At 65.7% G+C, this 23,031-nt stretch carries 17 protein-coding genes; 2 read left to right on the forward strand and 15 right to left on the reverse strand.

What is annotated here, in order from left to right; genetic code table 11:
• The 10 genes from ACREYQ_RS09775 to ugpB all read right to left on the reverse strand — a co-directional run bounded on the left by ACREYQ_RS09775 (position 1) and on the right by ugpB (position 15,068).
• A complete protein-coding gene (locus tag ACREYQ_RS09775; protein ID WP_432257444.1) occupies positions 1–2,694 on the reverse strand; it encodes a heavy metal translocating P-type ATPase in 2,694 nt (897 codons plus the stop codon).
• Positions 2,695–2,799: 105 nt separating this feature from the next.
• Entirely contained in the window at positions 2,800–3,897 is a 1,098-nt protein-coding gene (zapE, locus tag ACREYQ_RS09780; protein WP_432257445.1) for a cell division protein ZapE, read from the reverse strand.
• 88 nt (positions 3,898–3,985) lie between these two features.
• The gene (gene lpdA, locus ACREYQ_RS09785) at positions 3,986–5,410 is read right to left on the reverse strand and encodes a dihydrolipoyl dehydrogenase (protein ID WP_432257446.1); all 1,425 of its coding nucleotides are present in this window, start codon (positions 5,408–5,410) and stop codon (positions 3,986–3,988) included.
• A gap of 104 nt (positions 5,411–5,514) precedes the next feature.
• Positions 5,515–6,759, reverse strand: coding sequence for a 2-oxoglutarate dehydrogenase complex dihydrolipoyllysine-residue succinyltransferase (odhB, locus tag ACREYQ_RS09790; RefSeq protein ID WP_432257447.1), 1,245 nt, complete (start codon positions 6,757–6,759; stop codon positions 5,515–5,517).
• A gap of 89 nt (positions 6,760–6,848) precedes the next feature.
• Entirely contained in the window at positions 6,849–9,701 is a 2,853-nt protein-coding gene (locus tag ACREYQ_RS09795) for a 2-oxoglutarate dehydrogenase E1 component (RefSeq protein ID WP_432257448.1), read from the reverse strand.
• 329 nt (positions 9,702–10,030) lie between these two features.
• Complete coding sequence (ugpQ, locus tag ACREYQ_RS09800; RefSeq protein ID WP_432257449.1) at positions 10,031–10,801, reverse strand: glycerophosphodiester phosphodiesterase; 771 nt, start codon at positions 10,799–10,801, stop codon at positions 10,031–10,033.
• A 2-nt stretch (positions 10,802–10,803) separates the two neighbouring features.
• Entirely contained in the window at positions 10,804–11,904 is a 1,101-nt protein-coding gene (locus ACREYQ_RS09805; protein ID WP_432257450.1) for a sn-glycerol-3-phosphate import ATP-binding protein UgpC, read from the reverse strand.
• Between the two features lie 39 nt (positions 11,905–11,943).
• Positions 11,944–12,792 (reverse strand): sn-glycerol-3-phosphate ABC transporter permease UgpE, encoded by an 849-nt coding sequence (ugpE, locus tag ACREYQ_RS09810; RefSeq protein ID WP_432257451.1) that lies wholly within the window; start codon positions 12,790–12,792, stop codon positions 11,944–11,946.
• An 11-nt stretch (positions 12,793–12,803) separates the two neighbouring features.
• Complete coding sequence (gene ugpA, locus ACREYQ_RS09815; protein WP_432257452.1) at positions 12,804–13,685, reverse strand: sn-glycerol-3-phosphate ABC transporter permease UgpA; 882 nt, start codon at positions 13,683–13,685, stop codon at positions 12,804–12,806.
• Between the two features lie 96 nt (positions 13,686–13,781).
• Positions 13,782–15,068: a sn-glycerol-3-phosphate ABC transporter substrate-binding protein UgpB gene (gene ugpB, locus ACREYQ_RS09820; RefSeq protein WP_432260392.1), complete on the reverse strand. Its 1,287-nt coding sequence runs from the start codon at positions 15,066–15,068 to the stop codon at positions 13,782–13,784.
• A 204-nt stretch (positions 15,069–15,272) separates the two neighbouring features.
• Here ugpB and ACREYQ_RS09825 point away from each other — a divergent pair, with 204 nt between their 5' ends.
• Entirely contained in the window at positions 15,273–16,064 is a 792-nt protein-coding gene (locus ACREYQ_RS09825; protein WP_432260393.1) for an HAD-IIB family hydrolase, read from the forward strand.
• Positions 16,065–16,253: 189 nt separating this feature from the next.
• On the opposite strand, the gene ntrC is transcribed toward ACREYQ_RS09825, so the two are convergent.
• The 4 genes from ntrC to ACREYQ_RS09845 all read right to left on the reverse strand — a co-directional run bounded on the left by ntrC (position 16,254) and on the right by ACREYQ_RS09845 (position 21,178).
• Entirely contained in the window at positions 16,254–17,795 is a 1,542-nt protein-coding gene (ntrC, locus tag ACREYQ_RS09830; protein WP_432257453.1) for a nitrogen regulation protein NR(I), read from the reverse strand.
• An 85-nt stretch (positions 17,796–17,880) separates the two neighbouring features.
• Positions 17,881–19,044 (reverse strand): nitrogen regulation protein NR(II), encoded by a 1,164-nt coding sequence (glnL, locus tag ACREYQ_RS09835; protein WP_432257454.1) that lies wholly within the window; start codon positions 19,042–19,044, stop codon positions 17,881–17,883.
• A 4-nt stretch (positions 19,045–19,048) separates the two neighbouring features.
• Positions 19,049–19,621: a DUF4124 domain-containing protein gene (locus tag ACREYQ_RS09840; protein WP_432257455.1), complete on the reverse strand. Its 573-nt coding sequence runs from the start codon at positions 19,619–19,621 to the stop codon at positions 19,049–19,051.
• A gap of 141 nt (positions 19,622–19,762) precedes the next feature.
• Positions 19,763–21,178 (reverse strand): 3-hydroxylaminophenol mutase, encoded by a 1,416-nt coding sequence (locus ACREYQ_RS09845; protein WP_432257456.1) that lies wholly within the window; start codon positions 21,176–21,178, stop codon positions 19,763–19,765.
• Between the two features lie 490 nt (positions 21,179–21,668).
• Between ACREYQ_RS09845 and ACREYQ_RS09850 the strand changes: the two genes are divergently transcribed.
• Positions 21,669–22,133: a rhodanese-like domain-containing protein gene (locus tag ACREYQ_RS09850; protein ID WP_432257457.1), complete on the forward strand. Its 465-nt coding sequence runs from the start codon at positions 21,669–21,671 to the stop codon at positions 22,131–22,133.
• A 71-nt stretch (positions 22,134–22,204) separates the two neighbouring features.
• Here ACREYQ_RS09850 and ACREYQ_RS09855 read toward each other — a convergent pair whose 3' ends face one another.
• Positions 22,205–23,029 carry a competence/damage-inducible protein A gene (locus ACREYQ_RS09855; protein WP_432257458.1) on the reverse strand — a complete coding sequence of 275 codons (825 nt, stop codon included), beginning with the start codon at positions 23,027–23,029 and terminating at the stop codon, positions 22,205–22,207.
• Positions 23,030–23,031 lie beyond the last annotated feature (2 nt).

Raw genomic sequence — 23,031 nt, forward strand, 5'->3', positions numbered from 1 at the left:
TCAGACTCCCTTGTGGCGCGGCTTGCCTGCGCGCAGCAGGCGCCAGGCATTGGCGACCACCAGCAACGACGACAGCGACATGCCGACGCCGGCCATCCATGCCGTGACCAACCCTGTCGCCGCCAGCGGAATGGCGACCACGTTGTAGAAGAAGGCCCAGCCCAGGTTCTGGCGCACCACGCGGCGCGTCTGGCGCGACATTGCGAGCGCGGTGGCGATCTCGGCCACACCGCCATGCGTCAGCACCGCATCCGCGCCGGCCTGGGCCAGCGGCGCGCCGCTGCCGATGGCAATCGACACCTGCGCTTGCGCCAGCACCGGCGCATCGTTGATGCCGTCGCCCACGGCCAGCACCACCGCCCCGCCCTGCTGCAGCCGCGCCACGTAGTCGCGCTTGCCTTCGGGCGTGACCTCCGCGGCCACGCGGCTGATGCCGAATTGCGATGCCCACCAGTGCACCGCCGCGACGTTGTCGCCCGAGACCAGATGGCAGCGCACGCCCAGTTCGTGCAGGCGGGCGAGCAACTGCGGCGTCTGCTGGCGTTTGACATCGGCGAGCACGAAGCGAGCGAGCGGGCCGGATTCGGCACCGAGCCATACCACGGTAGCGCCGGGATGTGCCGTATCGCCGGCCGCCGCATTTGACGGATTGAGCGTTGTTTGCTCCCTCTCCCGCTTGCGGGAGAGGGTTGGGGTGAGGGCCGGGCGCATCGACGAAGTCATGCGTTGCGGTATGCCAAGGCCTGCCCTCTCCCCCAGCCCCTCTCCCGCAAGCGGGAGAGGGGAGCACACCGCCAGGGCGGCCACGAAATCGGCACGGCCGAGCCTTAGCCGGCGACCATCCACCATCGCCTCGAGGCCCTGTCCGGGCACGTTGCGCATGGCAGCTACCTGCAAAGACGATCCCGTCTGGCCTGCCGCCGCGGCCACCAGTGCACGCGCGATCGGATGCTCGCCGCCACGCTCCATCGCCGCGGCCAGCGACACGCATCGGACCTGATCGGCGTCGGCCAGCGGCTCGACCGCAGCCACCGCAAAACGGCCTTCGGTCAGCGTGCCGGTCTTGTCGAGCACCACGTCGGTGACGCGCGCCAGGGTTTCCAGCGCATGGCCGCGCGTCAGCAGCACGCCGCGCCGCGACAGCGCCGCGCCGGCCGCGGCCAGTGCTGCCGGCGTGGCCAGCGACAATGCGCAAGGGCAACTGACGACCAGCACCGCGATCGTCACCAGCAAGGCGCGCGACGGATCGATCCAGAGGCCCCACACCACGCCCGTCAGCGCCGCCAGCACCAGCAGCGTCGCCACGAACCAGCCCGCGACGCGGTCGGCCAGTGCCGCCAGGCGCGGCTTCTCCGCCAGCGCGCGGTCCAGCACCGCGACGATCTCGGCCAGGCGGGTGCCGGCGCCGACGCGGGTCACGCGCAATTCGAGCGGACTGGCCGTGTTGAAGCTGCCGGCCAGCACGGTATCGCCTGCCGCGCGGCGTACCGGGCGGCTCTCGCCGGTCAGCATGGATTCATCGAGTTCGCTCGCGCCTGCCACCACGGCCCCATCGGCCGGGACGATCTCGCCGGCCTTGACGCGGATGAGATCGCCCGTGCGCAGGCGCGCGACCGGGACGCGCTCGCCGGCGGCACCCGTCGCGGCCAGCCGTTCGCAGGTGGCCGGCAACTGGCGCGCCAGCATCTCGGCGCCGCTGCGCGAGGCCTGGCGTACGCGCAGTTCCAGGTAGCGGGCCAACAGCAGGAAGGCGACGAACATCGTCACCGAATCGAAATAGACCTCGCCCACACCGCGCACCGTGGCCAGCGCGCTGGCGGCAAAGCCCGCGCCGATGCCGATCGCCACCGGCACGTCCATGCCCATATGGCGCTGGCACAGGCTGCGCCAGGCGCCGGCAAAGATCGGCGAGGCGGCATAGAGCACCACCGGCAGTGTCAGCGCGAAACTGGCCCAGCGCATCAGCTGGAGTTGCCCGGGGTCGATGGTGGCTTCGTGGGTGTAGATCGGCCACGCATACATCATGACCTGCATCATGCCGAGCATGGCCACGGCCATGCGCATCAGCAGCCCGCGGCGCGCGCGCCGGTCCTGCTGGTCGGTGCGCGAGACTTCGAACGGCCAGGCCATGTAGCCAATGCCGGCCAGCGCGGCCAGCAGCCCCGCCACCGTCTGGGCACCGTCGCGCCAGCGCACCACCACGCGGCGCGTGGCCACGTTGGCGACCGCGGACTCCACGCCCGGCTGGCGGCTCAGGTGTTGTTCGATCAGCCAGGCGCAAGCGGCGCAGCGGATGTTCTCGGGCGCCAGCGTGATCTCGGCGCGGCCGCCGTCGAGCGGGCGGACAAACTGGGTGCGCAGTTCCGGGGTGTCGTAAGCGGCCCAGACCGGCTCGGCCTCGCGCCGGGCGTGATCGTCGATGGGACGGGCGAAGCGGGCTTCATCCCCGTAGAGGTGGGCAAAGCCGGCGGCATGGAGGGTCTGCGCCAGTGTCTGGCAGCCGCCGCAGCAGAACACCCGGCGGCTGCCGTCCAGGTCGGCCGCAAGCGGCTCGGCGCCGGTGACGGGCAGGCCGCAATGAAAGCAGGCCAGCCGCGCGCCGGCTGCGGCCGTGCCCACGACATCGCAATCGATGGACGGCGGGAATGGCGCCAGCAAACTGGCCGAAGGACTGGTGACTGGGGGCGACGACATGGGGACCTTTTTCTACCCGATCGAGGGTATATGCGGGTCCCTGCATCGGCCTTGATATAGGTCAAGGCGGTCCGGCTATCGTCGCGCCGGGCCGGAAAACAACGCTCAGGTGAGCGAGGTGTCCATGGTGCGGCGCTCGGATTCCAGGTATTCGCGCGATTGCATCTCGATGATGCGCGATACCGTCCGATGGAACTCATTGGCCATCTGGCCTTCGGTATAGAGCTCGTCCGCGGGCACTTCGGCCGACATCAGCAGCTTGACCTTGTGGTCGTAGAACACGTCGATCAGCCAGGTGAAGCGGCGTGCCTCGGACGACATGCGCGGCGTCATGTGCGGCACGTCGGACAGGATCACGGTATGGAACTGGGACGCCAGTTCCAGGTAGTCGTTCTGCGAGCGCGGGCCGCCGCACAGCGTGGCAAAGTCGAACCACACCACCCCGTTGGCCTTGCGCAGCGCGCGCAGTTCGCGGTGCTCGATATGGAGCAGCGGCGATTCGTCGGCCACGCCGGCGATCGAGGTGAAAGCGTCGCGCAGCGCCGAGTTGGCCTTGGCATCCAGCGGCGTGTGGTAGGCCTGCACCTGTTCCAGCGCACGCTTGCGGTAGTCGATGCCGGCGTCGACGTTGAGCACGTCCATCTTCTGCTGGATCAGTGCGATGGCGGGCAGCACGCGATCGCGGTGCAGGCCGTCGGTGTAGAGCAGGTCCGGGCGGTAGTTGGAGGTCATCACGAATTGCACGCCGTTGTCGAACAGCTGCTGCAGCAGGCGATGCAGGATCATCGCGTCGGCGACGTCGCTGACGTGAAATTCATCGAAGCAGATGAGCCGGAAGCGGCGCGCAATGCGTTTCGCGAGTTCGTCCAGCGGATCCGGGCGGCCGCGCAGCTCTTCCAGCTGGCGGTGCACCTCGCGCATGAACTCATGGAAGTGCAGCCGCGTCTTGCGCACCACCGGCACGCAGCTATAGAAGCTGTCCATCAGGAAGGACTTGCCGCGCCCTACCCCGCCCCACATGTAGACGCCCTGGGGCACGTCGGGACGGACCAGCAGCTTCTTCAGCGCGTTGTTGCGGCGGCTCTTGTAGGCGACCCATTCGTCGTAGCACTGCTGCAGCCGGGCCACGGCGCGCAATTGCGCCTCGTCGGACTGGTAGCCACGCTCTTTCAGTTCCTTCTGGTAGTACTCGGTGACGTTCATGCTCGGGGGCTCACGCGGCACGCGCCGCAAGTGAAAACGGCGCGCCGCAAGCGGCGCGCCGATACTCAGGCAATGGAAGGCATGCGCCTTACATGTTGAGCTGGCGCTTGTCGACGGCCAGCGCGGCTTCGCGCATGACTTCCGACATCGACGGGTGCGGATGGCAGACGCGGCCGATATCCTCGCTGGCGGCCTTGAACTCCATCGCCACCACGGCTTCGGCGATCAGGTCCGAGGCGTTGGCGGCAACGATGTGCACGCCCAGGATCTCATCAGTCTTGGCGTCGGCCAGCATCTTGACGAAGCCGTCGGCATGGCCCATGCCCAGTGCACGGCCGTTGGCCATGAACGGGAACTGACCGGCCTTGTACTCGCGGCCTTCGGCCTTGAGCTGGGCTTCAGTCTTGCCTACCCATGCGATTTCCGGGAAGGTGTAGATCACCCACGGCACGCAGTTGTAGTCGATGTGCGGCTTCTGGCCGGCGATGCGCTCGGCCACGGCCACGCCTTCGTCCTCGGCCTTGTGCGCCAGCATTGGGCCGCGCACCACGTCGCCGATGGCCCACAGGCCCGGCACCTTGGTGGCGCAGTGGTCGTCCACCTCGATGAAACCGCGCTGGTCCGCGGCCAGGCCGACGGCGTCCAGGCCCAGGTTGTCGGTATTCGGCACGCGGCCGACCGACACGATCAGGCGATCGACTTCCAGCGTCTGCGCGGCGCCGTCCTTGTCGGTGTACTTGACGGTGACGCCGTTCTTGCCGGTCGTCACTTCATTCACGTTCACGCCGAGGCTGAACTTCAGGCCCTGCTTGGTCAGCTGCTTCTGCGCTTCCTTGGCCACGCCTTCATCGGCGGCGCCCAGGAACGCGGGCAGCGCTTCCAGCACGGTCACGTCGGCACCCAGGCGGCGCCACACCGAGCCCAGCTCCAGGCCGATCACGCCGGCGCCGATCACGCCCAGCTTCTTCGGCACCGCCGGGAACTTGAGCGCGCCCTCGTTATCGCTGACGAGGTCGTTGTCGACCTTGATGCCGGGCAGGTGGCGGGCCTTCGAGCCGGTGGCGATGATGACCTGCTTCGCGGTCACGACTTCACCGGCGACGTCGACCTGGAAACCTTCGGCGGTCTTGCCGACGAACTTGCCGTAGCCCTTGAGCAGCGTCACCTTGTTCTTGCGGAACAGGAACTCGATGCCCTTGGTCATCTTGCCGACGATATCGTCCTTGCGCTTGAGCATCTTGGCCACGTCGACCTTGACGTCGCCCACGGTGATGCCGTGGTCGCCCAGGTGGTGCTGGACGTTCTCGAACTCTTCCGAGGAAGCCAGCAGCGCCTTGGAGGGGATGCAGCCCACGTTCAGGCAGGTGCCGCCCAGGCGGGCTTCGCCCTTGGGATCGTCATACGGATTGCCTTCGCAGCAGGCCACGTTCAGGCCCAGCTGGCCGGCACGGATGGCGGCGATGTAGCCGCCGGGGCCGGCGCCGATCACCAGCACGTCGAATTGTTTGCTCATGGGAATTCCTTGTTGGGCGCCGGCGGCAGCTTGTGCCGGCGCGCCGTCATCACGGGGCAGCACGCCCCGCGCACGGCACACCGTGCGCGGGGGGGACCGGTTGATTACAGGTCCAGCAACAGGCGGGCCGGATCTTCCAGCGCGTCCTTCATGGCGACCAGGCCCAGCACGGCTTCGCGGCCGTCGATGATGCGGTGGTCGTAGGACATCGCCAGGTAGTTCATCGGGCGGATCACGATCTGGCCGTCTTCCACCACCGGGCGGTCCTTGGTCGCGTGCACGCCCAGGATGGCCGATTGCGGCGGGTTGATGATCGGGGTCGACAGCATCGAGCCGAACACGCCGCCGTTGGAGATCGAGAACGTACCGCCGGTCAGCTCTTCCAGCGACAGCTTGCCGTCACGGGCCTTGACGCCGAACTCGGCGATCTTCTTCTCGATGTCGGCCAGGCTCATCTGGTCGGCATTGCGCAGGATGGGCACCACCAGGCCGCGCGGCGAGCCCACGGCGATACCGATATCGAAGTAGCCGTGGTAAACGATGTCGTTGCCGTCGATCGAGGCGTTGATCAGCGGGAACTTCTTCAGCGCGTGCACAGCCGCCTTGACGAAAAACGACATGAAGCCCAGCTTCACGCCGTGTTCCTTCTCGAAGCGGTCCTTGTACTTGTTGCGCAGGTCCATCACCGGCTTCATGTTCACTTCATTGAAGGTGGTGAGGATGGCGTTGGTGGCTTGCGATTGCAGCAGGCGCTCGGCGATACGGGCGCGCAGGCGGCTCATCGGCACGCGCTCTTCCGGGCGGTCGCCCAGCGCGGCGAAGTCGACCGGAGCCGAAACCTGCTGCAGCGCCGGCTTGGCGGCCGGAGCCGGGGCAGCCTTGGCGGCGGGAGCCGGAGCGGCGGCGGCGGCCAGCGCGTCGCCCTTGGTGATACGGCCGTCCTTGCCGGTGCCGGCAACCTGGCCAGCCGACAGGCCGGCTTCGGCCATCAGCTTGGCAGCCGACGGCATTGCCACGGCGCCGGCGGCGGCCGGAGCGGCAGCAGCCGGTGCCGGGGCGGCAGCGGCCGGGGCGGGAGCAGCGGCCGGCGCGGCGGCGCCAGCGGTGGCTTCGGTGTCGATCTTGGCGATGATCTCTTCGGCCACGACGGTGTCGCCGTCGTTCTTGACGATAATCGACAGGACACCGGCCGACGGGGCCGGCACTTCCAGCACGACCTTGTCGGTTTCGATCTCGATCAGGATTTCGTCCTGGGCAACAGCTTCGCCTGGCTTCTTCTTCCAGTTGAGCATGGTCGCTTCGGCGACCGATTCGGAGAGCTGCGGAACCTTGACGTCAACGATAGCCATGGTTGTGAATTCCTCGTGTTATGCGTGTTGTCTTTATGCTGGCAATGCCACGGCGCTCGCCTGCGCGCGCCGCCGTGGCTGCCGCGGGATTACTTGGTCAGAACAAAGCCCTTGAGCTTGGCGAAGGCAGCATCCAGCAGTGCCTTCTGTTGCTCGTTGTGCTTTGCGTAGTAGCCCACCGCCGGCGAAGCCGACGCGGGACGACCGGCATAACCGAGCTTCTGGCCATCCGTCATGTTTTCCATGATGTAGTGCTGCACGAAGAACCAGGCGCCCTGGTTCTGCGGCTCATCCTGGCACCACACGATTTCGGTGGCGTTCGGGTACTTCTTCAGCTCCGCGGCCACGGCCTTGTGCGGGAACGGATACAGCTGTTCCAGGCGGATGATCGCGGTGTCGTTGGCCTCGCGTTCCTTGCGCGTGTTGACCAGGTCGTAGTAGACCTTGCCCGAGCACATGATGACGCGCTTGACCTTGCTGGCGTTGAGTTCTTCGTGGTCGGCGATGACCGTCTCGAAGTGGCCCTTGGCCAGGTCCGACAGCGGCGACACGGCGTCCTTGTTACGCAGCAGCGACTTCGGCGTCATGATCACCAGCGGCTTGCGGAACAGACGGATCATCTGGCGGCGCAGCAGGTGGAAGATCTGGGCCGGCGTGGTCGGCTGGCAGACCTGCATGTTGTGGTCCGCGCACAGCTGCAGAAAGCGCTCGATGCGGGCCGAGCTGTGTTCCGGGCCCTGGCCTTCGTAGCCGTGCGGCAGCATCAGCGTCAGGCCGGAGGCACGGCCCCACTTCACTTCACCCGACGAGATGAACTGGTCGATCACCACCTGGGCGCCGTTGACGAAGTCGCCGAACTGGGCCTCCCAGATCACCAGCGCATTCGGTTCGGCGGCCGAGTAGCCGTATTCGAAGCCGAGCACGGCCTCTTCGGACAGCACCGAGTCGATCACCGTGAACGGCGCCTGGTTTTCCGACACGTTCTGCAGCGGCACGTAGCTGCCGGCATCCCAGCGCTCGCGGGCCTGGTCGTGCAGCACGGCATGGCGGTGGGTGAAGGTGCCGCGGCCGGCGTCCTGGCCGGTGATGCGCACCGGGTAGCCCGAGGACACCAGCGAGGCGAAGGCCAGGTGCTCACCCATGCCCCAGTCCAGCGGCTGGTCGCCGCGGCCCATGTTGGCGCGGTCCTTGACGACCTTTTCCACCAGCGGGTGCAGCTTCAGCGTCTCAGGCGTGGTGGTGATGCGTTCGGCCAGGCGCTTGAGCTCGGTCACCGGCACGGCGGTGTCGGCGGCGTCGGTCCACTTGCGGTTCAGGAACGGCATCCAGTCCACGGCGAACTTGTTCTTGAAGTTCGACAGGACGGGGTCGGCAGTGTGCTTGCCGGCGTCCATCGCGGCGCGGTATTCCTTGACCTTCTCGTCGCCGAACCCGGCCGGGACCAGGTTCTGCGCGGCCAGCTTGTCGGCGTACAGCTTGCGCGTGCCGGGGTGCTGGGCGATCTTCTTGTACATCAGCGGCTGCGTGACCGCCGGGGTGTCCTGCTCGTTGTGGCCCAGCTTGCGGAAGCAGATGATGTCGACCACGACGTCCTTGTTGAACTCCATGCGGAAGTCAACGGCCAGCTGCATGGCGTACACCACGGCTTCAGGATCGTCGCCGTTCACGTGCAGCACCGGGGCCTCGATCATCTTGACCACGTCCGTGCAGTACAGCGTCGAACGCGCGTCGCGCGGGTCGGAGGTGGTGAAGCCGATCTGGTTGTTGATGACGATGTGCATCGAGCCGCCCGTGCCGTAGCCGCGGGTCTGCGCCAGGTTCAGCGTCTCCATCACCACGCCCTGGCCGGCAAAGGCCGCGTCGCCGTGCACCTGCACCGGCAGCACTTCCTTGTGGCCGACTTCGCCGCGGCGTTCCTGGCGGGCCTTGGCCGAGCCTTCGACCACCGGGTTGACGATTTCCAGGTGCGACGGGTTGAATGCCAGCGACAGGTGGACCGGGCCGCCTTCGGTCGAGACATCGCTCGAGAAGCCCTTGTGGTACTTGACGTCACCGGCCGGCAGGTCGTCGACGTGCTTGCCTTCGAATTCGGCGAACAGGTCGGCGGGCATCTTGCCCAGGGTGTTGACCAGCACGTTCAGGCGGCCGCGGTGGGCCATGCCGATCACGATTTCCTGCACGCCCTTGCTGCCGGCGTGCTGGATCAGTTCGTCCATGGCGGCGATGAAGCTTTCGCCACCTTCGAGCGAGAAGCGCTTTTGGCCGACGTACTTGGTGTGCAGGAAGCGCTCCAGGCCTTCAGCCGCGGTCAGGCGGTCCAGGATGTGCTTCTTCTTGTCCAGCGTGAACACCGGCTTGGAACGCGTGGTTTCCAGGCGCTCCTGCCACCAGCGCTTCTGCGCCTGGTCGCTCACGTACATGAATTCGAAACCGATGGTGCCGCAGTAGGTTTCGCGCAGGTTGTTGAGCAGCTCGCGCAGGCTCATCGACTCCTTGCCAAAGTAGGTGTTGCTGGCATTGAAGACGATGTCGAGGTCTGCTTCGGAGAAGCCGTAGAACGCCGGGTCCAGATCCGGCAGGGGCGGACGCTCCTGGCGCTTGAGCGGGTCCAGGTCGGCCCAGTGCGAACCGATGTTGCGGTAGGCGGCGATCAGCTGGGTGGCAGCGACGCGCTTGCGGCCCATGTCGGAATCGGCCGACGCAACGATGGTCCTGATGGGGCCTTGCTTGGCGCGCTCGGCGAACGAGGCAACGATGGGGGCGTGGGCGATATCCCGGGCGCTGGTGCCGTCGACCGCAGGAACGTTCTGCATGGCGTCGAAATACGCGCGCCAATTATCGGGAACCGAGGCGGGATTCTGGAGGTAGGCTTCGTACAGTTCTTCGACATACGGGGCGTTACCGCCGAAGAGGTACGAGTTGCTCTGGTACTGCTGCATCATGGGACGCTCACTATTCTCCGGGAATGCCGGAGTTCAGCGGGTTATTCAACCTTCCGCGACACGGCTTGACCGGTTAGCGGATCGCAAACAACTCTTGGGAGCCCAACTGAGGCGCCTACGCAAACGGCACCGCTTGGGTGCCGCATGTGATGGCCTCCTCACAAGGCCCGAAAGGGCAAGTTGTGCGGGGAAGGACCTAAAGTCTTCACGGCGGTAAGAATAGCATGAATTGCTTTGGATCAATGTGGGCTTTTCGCGATGCGAAACACACTGGCGCGGCAATTCCTTGCGTATTCAGCGAATTAACAACACCCGCACAACAATTTGAATCACGGCGCGATCTGGTCGACCGCATCGGTGATCAGGCCGTCCAGGCCCCAGGCCAGCAACTGCGCGGCACGCTCGGGGTCGTTGACGGTGTAGCTGAGGACCCGAAAGCCGGCGGCGTGCGCGTCGGCAATGACCTTGGCATTGAGCACGCGGTGGTTGGCGTCCAGCGCCACGCAGCCGAGTTGGCGCAGCCGCTCCAGCCAGTCCGCGGGGAGCTTGTCGAGCAGCAGCGCCCGCGGCAGGTCCGGCGCTACCCGGCGCGCCGCCGCCAGCGCCTCTTCGGAGAACGACGACAGTAACGGGGGCACGGGCGCGCCGCGCCACAGGCTCTGCGCGTCCAGCGCCACGGCCGCGCCGGTCAGCGTCTCGCGGCCGGGGACAGGCTTGATCTCAATGTTGATGCAATACCCGTTGGCGCAGGTGTAGCGCGCGATCGCCTTCAGCGTTGGCACAGGCTCGCCGGCAAAGGCTGCACTGTGCCAGCTGCCGGCATCCAGCAGCGCCACTTCGCCCAGGGTCAGGCTGTCCACGCGCCCGTTGCCGGAGGTGGTGCGGTCCAGCGTGGCGTCATGCATCAGCACGGGCTTGCCGTCAGCCGTCAGCTTCACGTCGAACTCGAACATCCGGTAGCCGAAAGACGCGCCATGGCGGAACGCCGCCAGCGTATTCTCCGGCGCCAGCTTGCCCGCGCCACGGTGCGCGATATGGCGCGGATACGGCCAGTTGTCGGCGGTCACCGCACCTGCCCAGCTTGTCTGTTCGTCTGCCATGATCAGGCCTCGATGCGCTTGCCCGTATCGGGCGCAAAGAAATGCAGGTGCTCCGCCGACGACGTCACCGGCAGCCGGTCGCCGGCGCGCACGCGGGCATGACTGTCCAGCCGCACCACCACCGCCTGCCCGCCGAGCGAGCCATAGGCGAAGGAATCCGCGCCCAGCGCCTCGACCACGCGCACATCGACTTCGGCGATGGCCTCATGCGCGGCGCACGGCTCGATATGCTCCGGGCGCAGCCCCAGCAGCGCCTGCTCGGGCAGGTGCAGTCCCATCGGCAGGTGGCCCAGCGTGGCGTTGGCGGCCTCGCCCTCTTTCGCCACCACGCGCATCTGTGCGCTGGTGTCGCCGCCGGCATTGCGTGCCACCGGGATCAGGTTCATCGGCGGCGAGCCGATAAAGCCGGCCACGAACGTACTGGCCGGCCGCGAATAGACCTCCAGCGGCGTGCCGATCTGCTCCACCTGCCCGGCGTTGAGCACCATCATGCGGTCGGCCAGCGTCATCGCCTCGACCTGGTCATGGGTCACATACAGGCTGGTGGTGCCCAGGCGCCGGTGCAGCTCCTTCAGCTCCAGCCGCATCTGCACGCGCAGCTTGGCGTCCAGGTTGGACAGCGGCTCGTCGAACAGGAACACCGCGGGCTCGCGCACGATGGCGCGGCCCATGGCCACGCGCTGGCGCTGCCCGCCGGAGAGCTGGCGCGGCTTGCGGTCCAGCAGCGGCGCCAGCTCAAGGATGCCGGCGGCATGGTTCACCCGCTGCGCGATCTCGGCCTTGGCCATGCCGCGGATCTTCAGGCCGTAAGCCATGTTGTCGTACACGCTCATGTGCGGATAGAGCGCGTAGTTCTGGAACACCATGGCGATGTCCCGCTCGGCCGGCTCCAGCCCGTTGACGATCTTGTCGCCAATATGGACCTCGCCGCCGGTGATGGTTTCCAGCCCCGCCACCATGCGCAGCAGCGTGGACTTGCCGCAGCCCGAGGGGCCGACGATGACAATGAACTCGCCGTCGGCGATCTCCATGTCGATGCCGTGCACGACCTTGACGTTGCCGGCGTAGGTTTTCTGAACGTTGCGTAGCGACAGTTTTGCCATTGCTGTAGTCCTGCGTGCGCGCGGGTGGCGCGCCACGCCTTATTTTTCCGTTTCGACCAGGCCCTTGACGAACCACTTCTGCATCAGCAGCACCACCACCGCGGGCGGGACCATCGCCAGCATCACCGTAGCCATCACCAGGTTCCAGTCGGTGGCGGCATCGCCCGAGCGCGAAATCATCTGCGTGACCCCCACCACCACCGGCGTCATCGACTTCTGCGTGGTGATCAGCAGCGGCCACAGGTACTGGTTCCAGCCGTAGATGAACTGGATCACGAACAGCGCGGCGATGCTGGTGCGCGACAGCGGCAGCACCACGTCCCAGAAGAAGCGCAGCGGCCCGGCGCCGTCGATGCGCGCGGCCTCGGCCAGCTCATCCGGAATCGTCAGGAAAAACTGGCGGAACAGGAACGTTGCCGTCGCCGACGCGATGATCGGAACGGTCAGGCCGAAGTAGCTGTCCAGCAGCCCCAGGTCCGACACCACCTTGTAGGTCGGCAGGATGCGCACCTCCACCGGCAGCATCAGCGTGATAAAGATCAGCCAGAAGAAGGTCTTGCGCAGCGGGAACTTGAAATAGACGATGGCAAAGGCCGAGATGATCGAAATGGCGATCTTCCCGAGCGCGATGCCCAGCGCCATGATCAGGCTGTTCTTCATCATGGTCGAGACCGGCGACGCGGCATTGCCAACGCCATCGATCAGCACGGTCCGGTAGTTCTCAAGCAGGTGGCTTCCGGGCAGCAGCGTCATGGGGGCCTGCAGCACCTCATCCGCGCTCAGCGTGGACGCCACGAACGTGACATAGACCGGAAACGCCACCAGCCCCACGCCCAGCAGGAGCACCAGGTGGGAAAGCACATCAAGGAAAGGTCGTCGCTCTACCATCTTGCCCGCCTTCAATATTGGACCTTGCGTTCCACATACCGGAACTGCACCACGGTCAACACCATCACGATCGCCATCAACACCACTGACTGCGCAGCCGAGCCGCCGATATCGAGCCCGCGGAAGCCGTCGTGGTAGACCTTGTAGACCAGAGTATTGGTCGCATTGACGGGGCCGCCATGCGTCACCGCATCGATAATCGCAAAGGTGTCAAAGAAGGCATAGACAACGTTGATCACCATCAGGAAGAAGGTGGTCGGCGACAGCAGCGGAAACACGATCGACCAGAACCGCCGCCAGGGTCCGGCACCGTCGATCGCCGCCGCTTCGATCAGCGATTTCGGAATGCTCTGCAGGCCGGCCAGGAAGAACAGGAAGTTGTAGCTGACCTGCTTCCATGCAGCGATGATCACCACCAGCGTCATCGCCTGCGTACTGTCGAGCAGGAAGTTCCAGTTCACGCCAAGCGCGTGCAGTGCATAGGACACCACGCCCAGCGTCGGATTGAACAGAAACATCCAGAGCACGCCAGCCACAGCCGGGGCCACCGCATAGGGCCAGATGAGCAGAAGCTTGTAGCCGGCTGCGCCGCGCACCACGCGATCGGCGAAGTAAGCCAGCAGCAGCGAAACCGACAAGCCCAGCAACGTCACGCCGACCGCGAATACCGCCGTCACCCGAAACGAATTCAGGTATTCGGTGTCGCCGAGCAGCGTGCGGAAGTTGTCCAGCCCGACAAACTGCAGTTCAATGCCGAACGCATCCTGCTGAAACATGGATTGATACAGCGCCTGCGCCGCCGGCAGGAAGAAGAAAACCAACGTCACGGCCATCTGCGGCAAGACCAGCAGGTATGGCAGCCACGAGGAGCGGAATACGACCCGTTTTTCCATAGGGCATCCAGTGCCGCGACAGCGAAAGCACTGCCGCGCGCAAAAATTTGGGCGCAGGCCGAGCAGGTTCTCAGCCATGCGCCCGCCTGACAGAGATTACTCGCGCACGGTCTTCTGGAATCGCTCCAGCAGTTCATTGCCTCGCGCCACGGCGGCGTCCAGTGCCTCCTTGGGCTGCTTCTTGCCCGACCAGACCGCCTCGAGTTCCTCGTCAATCACGCTGCGGATCTGCGGGAAGTTGCCCAGGCGAATGCCGCGCGATTTATCGGTGGTCTTGACGATCATCTGCTTGACCGCCACGTCGGCCCCCGGATTCTTCTCGTAGAAACCTGACTTCTTGGTCAGCTCGTAAGCTGCCAGCGTCACCGGCAGATAGCCAGTTGACTGGTGCCAGTCGGCCTGGACGTCCGGGCGCGACAGGAAGCTGAAGAACTTGGCTACGCCCTTGTATTCCTCAGGCTTGCGCCCGCCCATCACCCACAGCGAGGCACCGCCGATGATCGTATTCTGCGGCGCACCCGGCACGCCCTGCTCGTACGGGAGCTGGGCCACGGTGAAATCGAATTTCGCGTTCTTGCGAATGTTGGCAAGGGCCGCGGACGAGCCCGTCAGCATGGCGCACTGGCCCGCGATGAACTTGGCCTTGGGCTCGTCCTTGCGGCCGCCATAGACAAAGTAGCCCTTCTGCGACATGTCGAGCAGGTTGGCAATGTGCTTGACGTGCAGCGGCGAATTGAACGCGAGGCGCGCACCCGGTCCGCCGAAGCCGTTGTTCTCGGTGGCGAAGAGCACGTTATGCCAGGCAGAGAAGCTCTCGAGCTGCACCCACGACTGCCAGTCCGTGGTGTAGCCGCACGACACGCCGGCTGCCTTCAGCTTGGCGGAGTCGGTTGCCACTTCCTGCCAGGTCACCGGAGGCTTGTTCGGATCCAGGCCCGCCTTCTTGAAGGCGTCCTTGTTGTAGTACATCACCGTGGTCGAGCTGTTGAACGGGAACGACATCATCTCGCCCTTGCTCGACGTGTAGTAACCCGCCACGGCAGGAATATAGGCCTTGGCGTCGAACTTCTCGCCAGCCTCCTTCATGACCGTAGCCACCGGCTTGATGGCGCCCTTGGCGTTCATCATGGTGGCCGTACCCACCTCGAAGACCTGCAGGATCGCCGGCGCATTGCCCGAGCGGAATGCCGCAATCCCGGCAGCCAGGGATTCGTCGTACTGCCCCTTGTAGACCGGCACGATCTTGTAGTCGGACTGGCTGGCGTTGAACTGGCCGGCGATGGCATTCACCTTGTCGTTAAGCGCCCCTTCCATCGAGTGCCACCACTGGATCTCGACCGCGGCATATGCCGGGGCGGCACCGGCCAGCAGGGCAAAAGCCATCAACGACAATGCAGTGCGTTTGGTGATCATGAGAAATTCTCCGGTTATACGCTTCGGTGTATCGGACAAAAGCAACGGACTCTATGCACTTTTTGTGACAGCGGCATGTTACCCCTCTCATGCACACAAGCAAACCGGGCAAACCCTCCAGAACGCCACATCTTGCGGTGCAACCGCGACGATCGAGCCGCTACAATGCTTGCCATGCAAGCCATCACCAGTCTTCCCGCGCCCGCCCTGCGCCGTGTTCGCGGCGTGCTGACCGATATCGACGGCACCCTGACCACCGACGGGCGGCTGCCGGCCTCGACCTACCTGGCGCTCGACGGCCTGCGCCGTGCCGGCCTGCACGTGATCCCGGTCACCGGCCGCTGCATCGCCTGGGCCGAGATCCTGACCCGGCTGTGGCCGGTCGACGCCATCATCGGCGAGAACGGTGCGTTTTACTCGCACCTGCACAACGGCCGCCTGCAGACACGCTTCCTGGACGATGCGCCGACGCGCGCGCGCAACCTGGAACGCATCCATGCACTCGGCCAACGCATCCTGAGCGAGGTGCCCGGCTGCGCGCTGGCTTCGGACCAGGCCTGGCATGCCGCCGACCTGGCCATCGACCATGCCGAAGACGTTGCCCCCCTGCCCGAAGACGCCGTCGCCCGCATCGCGGCCATCATGCGCGAGGCCGGCATGACCGCCACGGTCAGCTCGATCCACGTCAACGGCTGGTTCGGCCTGCATGACAAGCTGTCGATGAGCAAGCTGTGCGTGGCCGAACTGCTGGGCGAAGACCTGGACGCGCGCCGCGATGAATGGTTGTTTATCGGCGATTCGGCCAACGATGCCAGCATGTTCGCCCACTTTCCGCTGTCGGTGGGGGTGGCCAATGTGCGCGACATCCTGCCCCGGCTGCCGGTGCCGCCGGCCTACATTACGGCTGCTGCGGGCGGTGAGGGTTTTGCGGAGATGGCGCTGCGGTTGATTGAAGCGCGCAGCTAGGGCTGCGGCGTTCGCGGAGGGATGGTTTGCTCTCCCGCTTGCGGGAGAGGGGCAGGGGGTAAGGGCAGGCACTGGCATACCACCGGCTGTACTTCGTTGAGACTCCCTCCCTCACCCCAACCCTCTCCCGCACGCGGGAGAGGGAGCAAACAATCAGTTCAGAAAAAGGCTTGCCCGCCCTGCCCTGGCTCAGTCGAACCCTAGCTCCTGCAGCTTGCGGGTGATGGTGTTGCGCCCGATTCCGAGCCGGGTCGCAGCCTCGACGCGGCGGCCGCGCGTGACCCCGAGCGCGGCTTCCAGCACCGCCTTCTCGAAGCGGCGCGTGAGCGCGTCCATGACTTCCGGCTGGCCGGATTCGAGCATGGCCCGTGCCTCGCCGGCAAGCAGGCTTTCCCAGCCGGCCGATGCCGGCGCCACTGTGGCCACGGACACCGGCCGCACTGCGGTGGCCGTGTCGCCTTCCGCCACCTGGACTGCATACCCGCCGTAGTCGGCAAGGTCAGGCGCGCTTTCATACTCAGGGGCGCGCACGTCGGCAACCCGCTCGGGCCGCGGCGCATTGACCGGTTCGCTGGTGCCCGCCTCCAGCATCTCGCGCGGCAGGTCCTTGACCTCGATGGTCTGCGCCGGCGCCATCACGGTCAGCCAGTTGCACAGGTTTTCCAGCTGGCGCACGTTGCCTGGGAACGGCAGCGTGCTGACATAGGCCAGCGCCTCGTCGGACATGCGCTTGGGCTCGACGCCCAGCTCCTTGGCGCTCTTCTGCAGGAAATGACGCGCCAGCAGCGTGATGTCCTCCGGGCGCTCGCGCAGCGGCGGCAGGCGCAGCCGGATCACGTTCAGGCGATGGAACAAGTCCTCGCGGAACAGCCCTTCCTTGACGCGCAGCTCAAGGTTCTGGTGCGTGGCGGCAATCACGCGCACATTGGCGCGCAAGGGGTTATGGCCGCCGACGCGATAGAAGTTGCCATCCGACAGCACGCGCAGCAGGCGCGTCTGCAGGTCGAACGGCATGTCGCCGATTTCGTCGAGGAACAGCGTGCCGCCCTCGGCCTGCTCGAAGCGCCCGCGCCGCATGGTCTGCGCGCCGGTGAAAGCGCCGCGCTCATGGCCGAACAGTTCGGATTCGAGCAGGTCCTTGGGAATGGCCGCGGTATTGAGCGCGATAAAGGGACCGTTGGCGCGCGGGCTGTGCTTGTGCAGCGCACGCGCGACCAGCTCCTTGCCGGTGCCGGACTCGCCGGTGATCATCACCGTCACGTTGGACTGCGAGAGCCGGCCGATGGCGCGGAACACATCCTGCATCGCCGGCGCCTGGCCGAGGATCTCGGGCGCGTCGACCAGGCGGTCCTCCAGCTCTTCTTCGCGCAGGCTTTCTTCCAGCGCGCGGCGGATCAGCTCGACCGCCTTGTCGACATCGAAGGGCTTGGCCAGGTATTCGAAGGCACCGCCCTGGAACGCGGCCACGGCGCTGTCCAGGTCCGAGTATGCCGTCATCACGATGACGGGCAGGCCCGGGTGCCGTGTCTTGATGGCCTGGAGCAGGTCCAGGCCCGATCCGCCCGGCATGCGGATATCCGATATCAGCACCTGCGGCTGGTCGTCTTCCAGCGCGGCCAGCGCGTCCCGCACATTGGTGAAACTGCGCGAGAGCAGGCTTTCACGGGCCAGGGCCTTTTCCAGGACCCAGCGGATTGATTGATCGTCGTCGACTATCCAGATCGGCTTCATGTGCGTCGCTTGTCTGCTCGGTGTCATTTGGTCTTCCGCATGCCCCGGCCACGGCAATGCACGCGCTCGCGGACGCCGGCAAAACCTAGTGCAGCGGCAGCAGGATGCGGAAGTCGGTACAGCCCGGCCTGCTCTCGCATTCGATCAAGCCCTCGTGCTGCTGCACGAAGGTTTGAGCGAGTGTGAGACCGAGTCCGCTGCCGCCATCCCTGCCCGATACCAGCGGATAGAAGATGCGTTCGCGGATGTCTTCGGGGATTCCCGGGCCGTTGTCGATCACATGCAAGTCCAATGCCAGCTTGAACAAGCGCTTGGCAATCGTGACCTGCCGCGCGACGCGCGTGCGCAGCACGATCTGCGCATCGCCGCGCGCCATGCGGTCGGCCAGCGCCTGCGCGGCATTGTGCACGATGTTCAGCACCGCCTGGATCAGCTGCTCCATGTCGCCCTGCAGCTCGGGCAGGCTGGCGTCGTAGTCGCGCACGATCTCCAGCCCGTTGGGAAACTCGGCCAGCACCACCGAGCGCACGCGCTCCAGCACTTCGTGGATATTCAGGCTCGACACGATATGCGGATGCCGGTGCGGCTCCAGCAGCCGGTCCACCAGCGTCTGCAGCCGGTCCGACTCCTTGATGATGACCTGCGTGTATTCGCGCAGCGAACGCTCCGGCAGCTCGAACTCAAGCAGTTGCGCCGCGCCGCGGATGCCGCCCAGCGGGTTCTTGATCTCGTGGGCGAGGTTGCGGATCAGCTCCTTGTTGGCCGAGGTCAGGTCCAGGATGCGCTCTTCGCGCTCGCTGCGCACCTTCTGCTCATTGGGCAGAATCTCGACCACCACCGTGTCGGGCACCGCCTCCAGCACGGCGATCACTACGTGCACATGGAGCGGCTCCTGCAGCGGCGGGTGCAGGATCAGGTCCTGCCGGCGCACGTCGAACTGCCGCGTGACCACGGTGTCGAGCATGCCGTGCAACTCATCGGAACGCCCGAACAGGTCCGGCAGCGTCAGTTCCACCATGCCCTTGCGCGACACGCCGAAGGTGGCCTCGGCGGCCGGATTCGCATAGACCACGCGCTGTCCCGGCTGGCACACCAGCAGCACCGGGTTGGCCACCACGTCCAGGCCGGCATGAAACGCTACCGCGCCCATGGTCAGCACCTGGGCGCTGCCTTCGGCCGCGGGCGATTCGCCGCGGGCGCCATCGGCACCGCTGACCTTGCGCGACACTCCGCGAATCAGCCGACGCATAAGGCTAGTCCTTCAAATTGCCAAGCTCGCGCCGCAATGAGGCCGCGTTGGCCTCGCTGCGGGCGATATCGTCGCGCAGCGCCGCGGTGCGATCGAGGTATTTCTGATAGTTGCGCTCATTGCCCTGGCGCTCCGGCTGGCCGTTGTTGTACTCGGCACGAAGCGCCTGCAGCTTGGCTTCTTCGGCCTCCAGCTCCTGCGTCAGCACGGTGCGGCGCTCGCCGTCCCGGCTGCGCTGGGTCGCGCTGTCCACGCGCGGAAAGCTGGTGCTGCCCGCAGTGCCCGCGGCGCCCCCGGCACTCTTGGCAGGCGCGGCGATGCGCCCGCCCGGCACCGTCACCACCTCAGGCAGGTTCAGCTTCTTGCAGCCCTTGCCGGCGTTGCCGTTGCGGTACTCCGGCACGCCATTGGGCCCGGCGCAGAGATAGACATCCGAGGACTGCGCGCGCGACTGCCCGGCCCATGTGCCCAGCGTCAGCGCCACGGCACTCACCAGAACAGGGAATCCGAATCGAATTTGGTGCAGAGAAAGGAACAAGGGCAGGATCCGGCGAGCCGTGCGTGAAGAAGCGTCCATGGACATGGCGTAAGGTTTGAACAGGGTTGGACCACGATTCCCCATTCTAGCGAGCAAAGCAGAAAGGGGCAGCCGAAGCCGCCCCTTTCTGGTGCAACTGTTGCCCGGTCACAACCTGCGTCATGGCCGGGCAAAGGCCGCTTACAGCGAGTAGTACATTTCGAACTCGACCGGGTGCGTGGTCATGCGGAAACGCGTGACTTCTTCCATCTTCAGTTCGATATAGGCATCGATCATCGAATTCGAGAACACGCCGCCACGGGTCAGGAACTCGCGGTCGTTGTCCAGGTACTCCAGCGACTGGTCCAGGCTCGAGCAGACGGTCGGGATCTTTGCATCCTCTTCCGGCGGCAGGTCATACAGGTTCTTGTCGGCGGCTTCGCCCGGGTGGATCTTGTTCATCACGCCGTCCAGGCCGGCCATCAGCAGTGCCGAGAAGCCCAGGTACGGGTTCATCAGCGGATCCGGGAAGCGGGTCTCGATGCGGCGGCCCTTCGGGTTGGCCACGTACGGGATACGGATCGAAGCCGAACGGTTGCGGGCCGAGTAAGCCAGCTTCACCGGAGCCTCGAAGCCCGGCACCAGGCGCTTGTACGAGTTCGTGCCCGGGTTGGTGATGGCGTTCAGGGCGCGGGCGTGCTTGATGATGCCGCCGATGTAGTACAGCGCGAATTCCGACAGGCCGGCGTAGCCGTTGCCTGCGAACAGGTTCTGGCCGTCCTTCCACACGGACTGGTGCACGTGCATGCCCGAACCGTTGTCGCCAACGACCGGCTTCGGCATGAACGTGGCGGTCTTGCCATAGGTGTGGGCGACGTTCTGGATCACGTACTTCTGCAGCTGGGTCCAGTCGGCGCGCTGCACCAGCGTGCTGAACTTGGTGCCGATTTCGTTCTGGCCCTGGCCAGCCACTTCGTGGTGGTGGACTTCAACGGGGATGCCCAGCGATTCCAGGATCAGGCACATTTCCGAACGCATGTCCTGGAAGGTGTCGATCGGGGCAACCGGGAAGTAGCCGCCCTTCTTGCCCGGGCGGTGGCCGCTGTTGCCGTGCTCGAATTCCTTGCCCGACGACCACGGGGCTTCTTCGGAATGGATCTTCACGAAGCAGCCCTGCATGTCGACATTCCAGGTCACGCCGTCGAAGATGAAGAACTCGGGTTCCGGGCCGAAGAAGGCGGTGTCGCCCAGGCCGGTGCTCTTCAGGTAGGCTTCGGCGCGCTTGGCGATCGAGCGCGGGTCGCGGTCATAGCCCTTGCCGTCCGACGGCTCGACTACGTCGCAAGTCAGCACCAGCGTGGGTTCTTCGTAGAACGGATCGACGTTGGCGGTATTCGGATCCGGCATCAGCAGCATGTCCGAAGCTTCGATACCCTTCCAGCCGGCGATCGACGAACCGTCGAAGGCGTGGCCGCTTTCGAACTTGTCTTCATCGAAGTGCGACACGGGCACGGACACGTGTTGCTCCTTGCCTTTGGTATCGGTGAAACGGAAATCGACGAACTTGACGTCGTTTTCCTTCACCAGCTTCATCACGTCTGCAACGCTGTGGGCCATGCCAATCTCCTGGATATTCGGCGGAAGTCTGAGAAAGCCAATTCTTGGGCCTGTCGTCACCGGCGCCTCGGCATGAATGCATGCTTTGCCGCGCCGTCCCGACCAGCCACGAAAGGACGAGGAATGTTAGCAGAAAGCGTGCCAAGCAAACGCCCCTCTGCTGCCAGTGGCTCGAAAAATGTGCAACGCCGTCGAACCGCGCACCGCGGCGGCAACCCGCTCAGGTTTCACGCAGGCTGCTTCGTGGCCGAGTGGCGCGCCGATAACACACATTCCGGTGCATCGCCCCCTATAAAACACCACAATGGTGCATCTAGCAAGCATCAGCACACAAGTAGTGCATACGCACCAAAACGAGCCATTCGGCTTGCAGCCACGGCAAGCGCTTTGCGCCGGCGCCTGGCAATCCGGCTTCGAACCACACCGGCGCTATAGAATACTGGGTTATGGCTTCGCTGCCCTCATTCCATTCCTCAATTTTGTCACGCAGATGACCACCCGAGACGATCTCCTCCAGGCCGCCCGCCAGCGCCAGCAACAGAACCAGCTCCCGTATTTCGGCGCGCTGTCGCCGCAGGAAGCCTATGCGCTGCTGCAGAACGACCCTTCGGCCGTGCTGGTCGACGTACGCACGCAGGCCGAGCTGGACTGGGTGGGCGGCGTCGACGTGCCCGACGCGCAGTTCGCCCACGTCGAATGGATGTCCTACCCGGGTGGCGCGCAGAACGCCCGCTTTGTCGAAGAACTGAAGGCACGCGTGCCGGCCGACGTGCCGGTGCTGTTCCTGTGCCGCAGCGCGGCGCGCTCCAAGCATGCCGCGCGCATCGCTACCGAAGCTGGCTACCACTTCGCCATGGACGTGCTGGAAGGTTTCGAAGGCAACCGCGACGACCACCACCACCGCAAGACCGTGGAAGGCTGGTGCGTGCGCGGCCTGCCGTGGCACGGCGCCTGATCCCGGTCGGGCCTGAATAAAGGAAGGGGCAGCCATGGCTGCCCCTTCTTCTTTCCTGCGACCCCTGGTGCTTACGCTTGCGCCGCTGCGCGCGGTGGCTGCTCCACAGTCTCGAACCCCATCGCCTGCACGCCTTCGAGCAGCATCGCATAGGCCGGCGCCAGCAGGTCGGCCGGCCCCTTGACGCCCAGGTCGATATGGCGGCGCGCGAAGCGGTCGCCGCGCTGCACGTCGCCGACCGACGGCAGGCTGAACACGCGGACGCCGGGGTGCGCCGCCTCGACCTCCTCCATCAGCGGCGTCAGCGTGGACTCCGGCGCCTCGAACACGTAGAAGGCCCGCTCCTGCTGCTGCACCTGGTGGAACAGGTGCGCATAGTCGTGGTCCAGCACCCACTCCATCATCGGCCACGCCATCACCGGGAAGCCCGGCATGAAGTGATGGTGGGCGACCGAGAAGCCCGGGATGCGGTTGTAGCTGTTGGGAATGATGCGCGCGCCTTCGGGGAACTCGCCCATCTTGAAGCGGTGCTGGTTCTCCGGCAGGTTCAGGTCGCCCTTGACCGGGTCGCCGCCGGCGGTCTCGGCAATGCGCAGCGCAATCAGTTCGCGCGCCTCGGGATGCAGCACCAGCGCCACGCCCAGCGCCGCGGCCGCGCACTGGCGGGTATGGTCATCCGGCGTGGCGCCGATGCCGCCGGTGCAGAACACCACGTCGGGGCCAGCCAGCGTGCGGCGCAGCGTGGCGGTGATGCGGGCGCGGTCGTCGCCGACGTACTCGGCCCAGTCCAGCGCCAGGCCGCGCGCGCCCAGCAGTTCGATGGTGCGGCGCAGATGCTTGTCCTCACGCCGTCCCGACAGGATCTCGTCGCCAATCACGATCAGGCCAAAACCCATAG

Origin of the sequence: Cupriavidus sp. TMH.W2 (genome assembly GCF_050847365.1) — a bacterium.
Taxonomy (GTDB): Bacteria; Pseudomonadota; Gammaproteobacteria; order Burkholderiales; family Burkholderiaceae; genus Cupriavidus.

Excerpts from the sequence above, each read along its gene's own strand:
- ugpA (WP_432257452.1), bottom strand. The coding sequence starts at position 13,685 with ATGGAAAAACGGGTCGTATTCCGCTCCTCGTGGCTGCCATACCTGCTG.
- zapE (WP_432257445.1), bottom strand. The coding sequence starts at position 3,897 with ATGAACGTCACCGAGTACTACCAGAAGGAACTGAAAGAGCGTGGCTAC.
- ugpE (WP_432257451.1), bottom strand. The coding sequence starts at position 12,792 with ATGGTAGAGCGACGACCTTTCCTTGATGTGCTTTCCCACCTGGTGCTC.
- ACREYQ_RS09850 (WP_432257457.1), top strand. The coding sequence starts at position 21,669 with ATGACCACCCGAGACGATCTCCTCCAGGCCGCCCGCCAGCGCCAGCAA.
- ACREYQ_RS09845 (WP_432257456.1), bottom strand. The coding sequence starts at position 21,178 with ATGGCCCACAGCGTTGCAGACGTGATGAAGCTGGTGAAGGAAAACGAC.
- ugpB (WP_432260392.1), bottom strand. The coding sequence starts at position 15,068 with ATGGCTTTTGCCCTGCTGGCCGGTGCCGCCCCGGCATATGCCGCGGTC.
- ACREYQ_RS09840 (WP_432257455.1), bottom strand. The coding sequence starts at position 19,621 with ATGGACGCTTCTTCACGCACGGCTCGCCGGATCCTGCCCTTGTTCCTT.
- ACREYQ_RS09825 (WP_432260393.1), top strand. The coding sequence starts at position 15,273 with ATGCAAGCCATCACCAGTCTTCCCGCGCCCGCCCTGCGCCGTGTTCGC.
- ACREYQ_RS09805 (WP_432257450.1), bottom strand. The coding sequence starts at position 11,904 with ATGGCAAAACTGTCGCTACGCAACGTTCAGAAAACCTACGCCGGCAAC.
- ACREYQ_RS09775 (WP_432257444.1), bottom strand. The coding sequence starts at position 2,694 with ATGTCGTCGCCCCCAGTCACCAGTCCTTCGGCCAGTTTGCTGGCGCCA.
- glnL (WP_432257454.1), bottom strand. The coding sequence starts at position 19,044 with ATGCGTCGGCTGATTCGCGGAGTGTCGCGCAAGGTCAGCGGTGCCGAT.
- ACREYQ_RS09855 (WP_432257458.1), bottom strand. The coding sequence starts at position 23,029 with ATGGGTTTTGGCCTGATCGTGATTGGCGACGAGATCCTGTCGGGACGG.
- lpdA (WP_432257446.1), bottom strand. The coding sequence starts at position 5,410 with ATGAGCAAACAATTCGACGTGCTGGTGATCGGCGCCGGCCCCGGCGGC.
- odhB (WP_432257447.1), bottom strand. The coding sequence starts at position 6,759 with ATGGCTATCGTTGACGTCAAGGTTCCGCAGCTCTCCGAATCGGTCGCC.
- ugpQ (WP_432257449.1), bottom strand. The coding sequence starts at position 10,801 with ATGGCAGACGAACAGACAAGCTGGGCAGGTGCGGTGACCGCCGACAAC.
- ntrC (WP_432257453.1), bottom strand. The coding sequence starts at position 17,795 with ATGAAGCCGATCTGGATAGTCGACGACGATCAATCAATCCGCTGGGTC.
- ACREYQ_RS09795 (WP_432257448.1), bottom strand. The coding sequence starts at position 9,701 with ATGATGCAGCAGTACCAGAGCAACTCGTACCTCTTCGGCGGTAACGCC.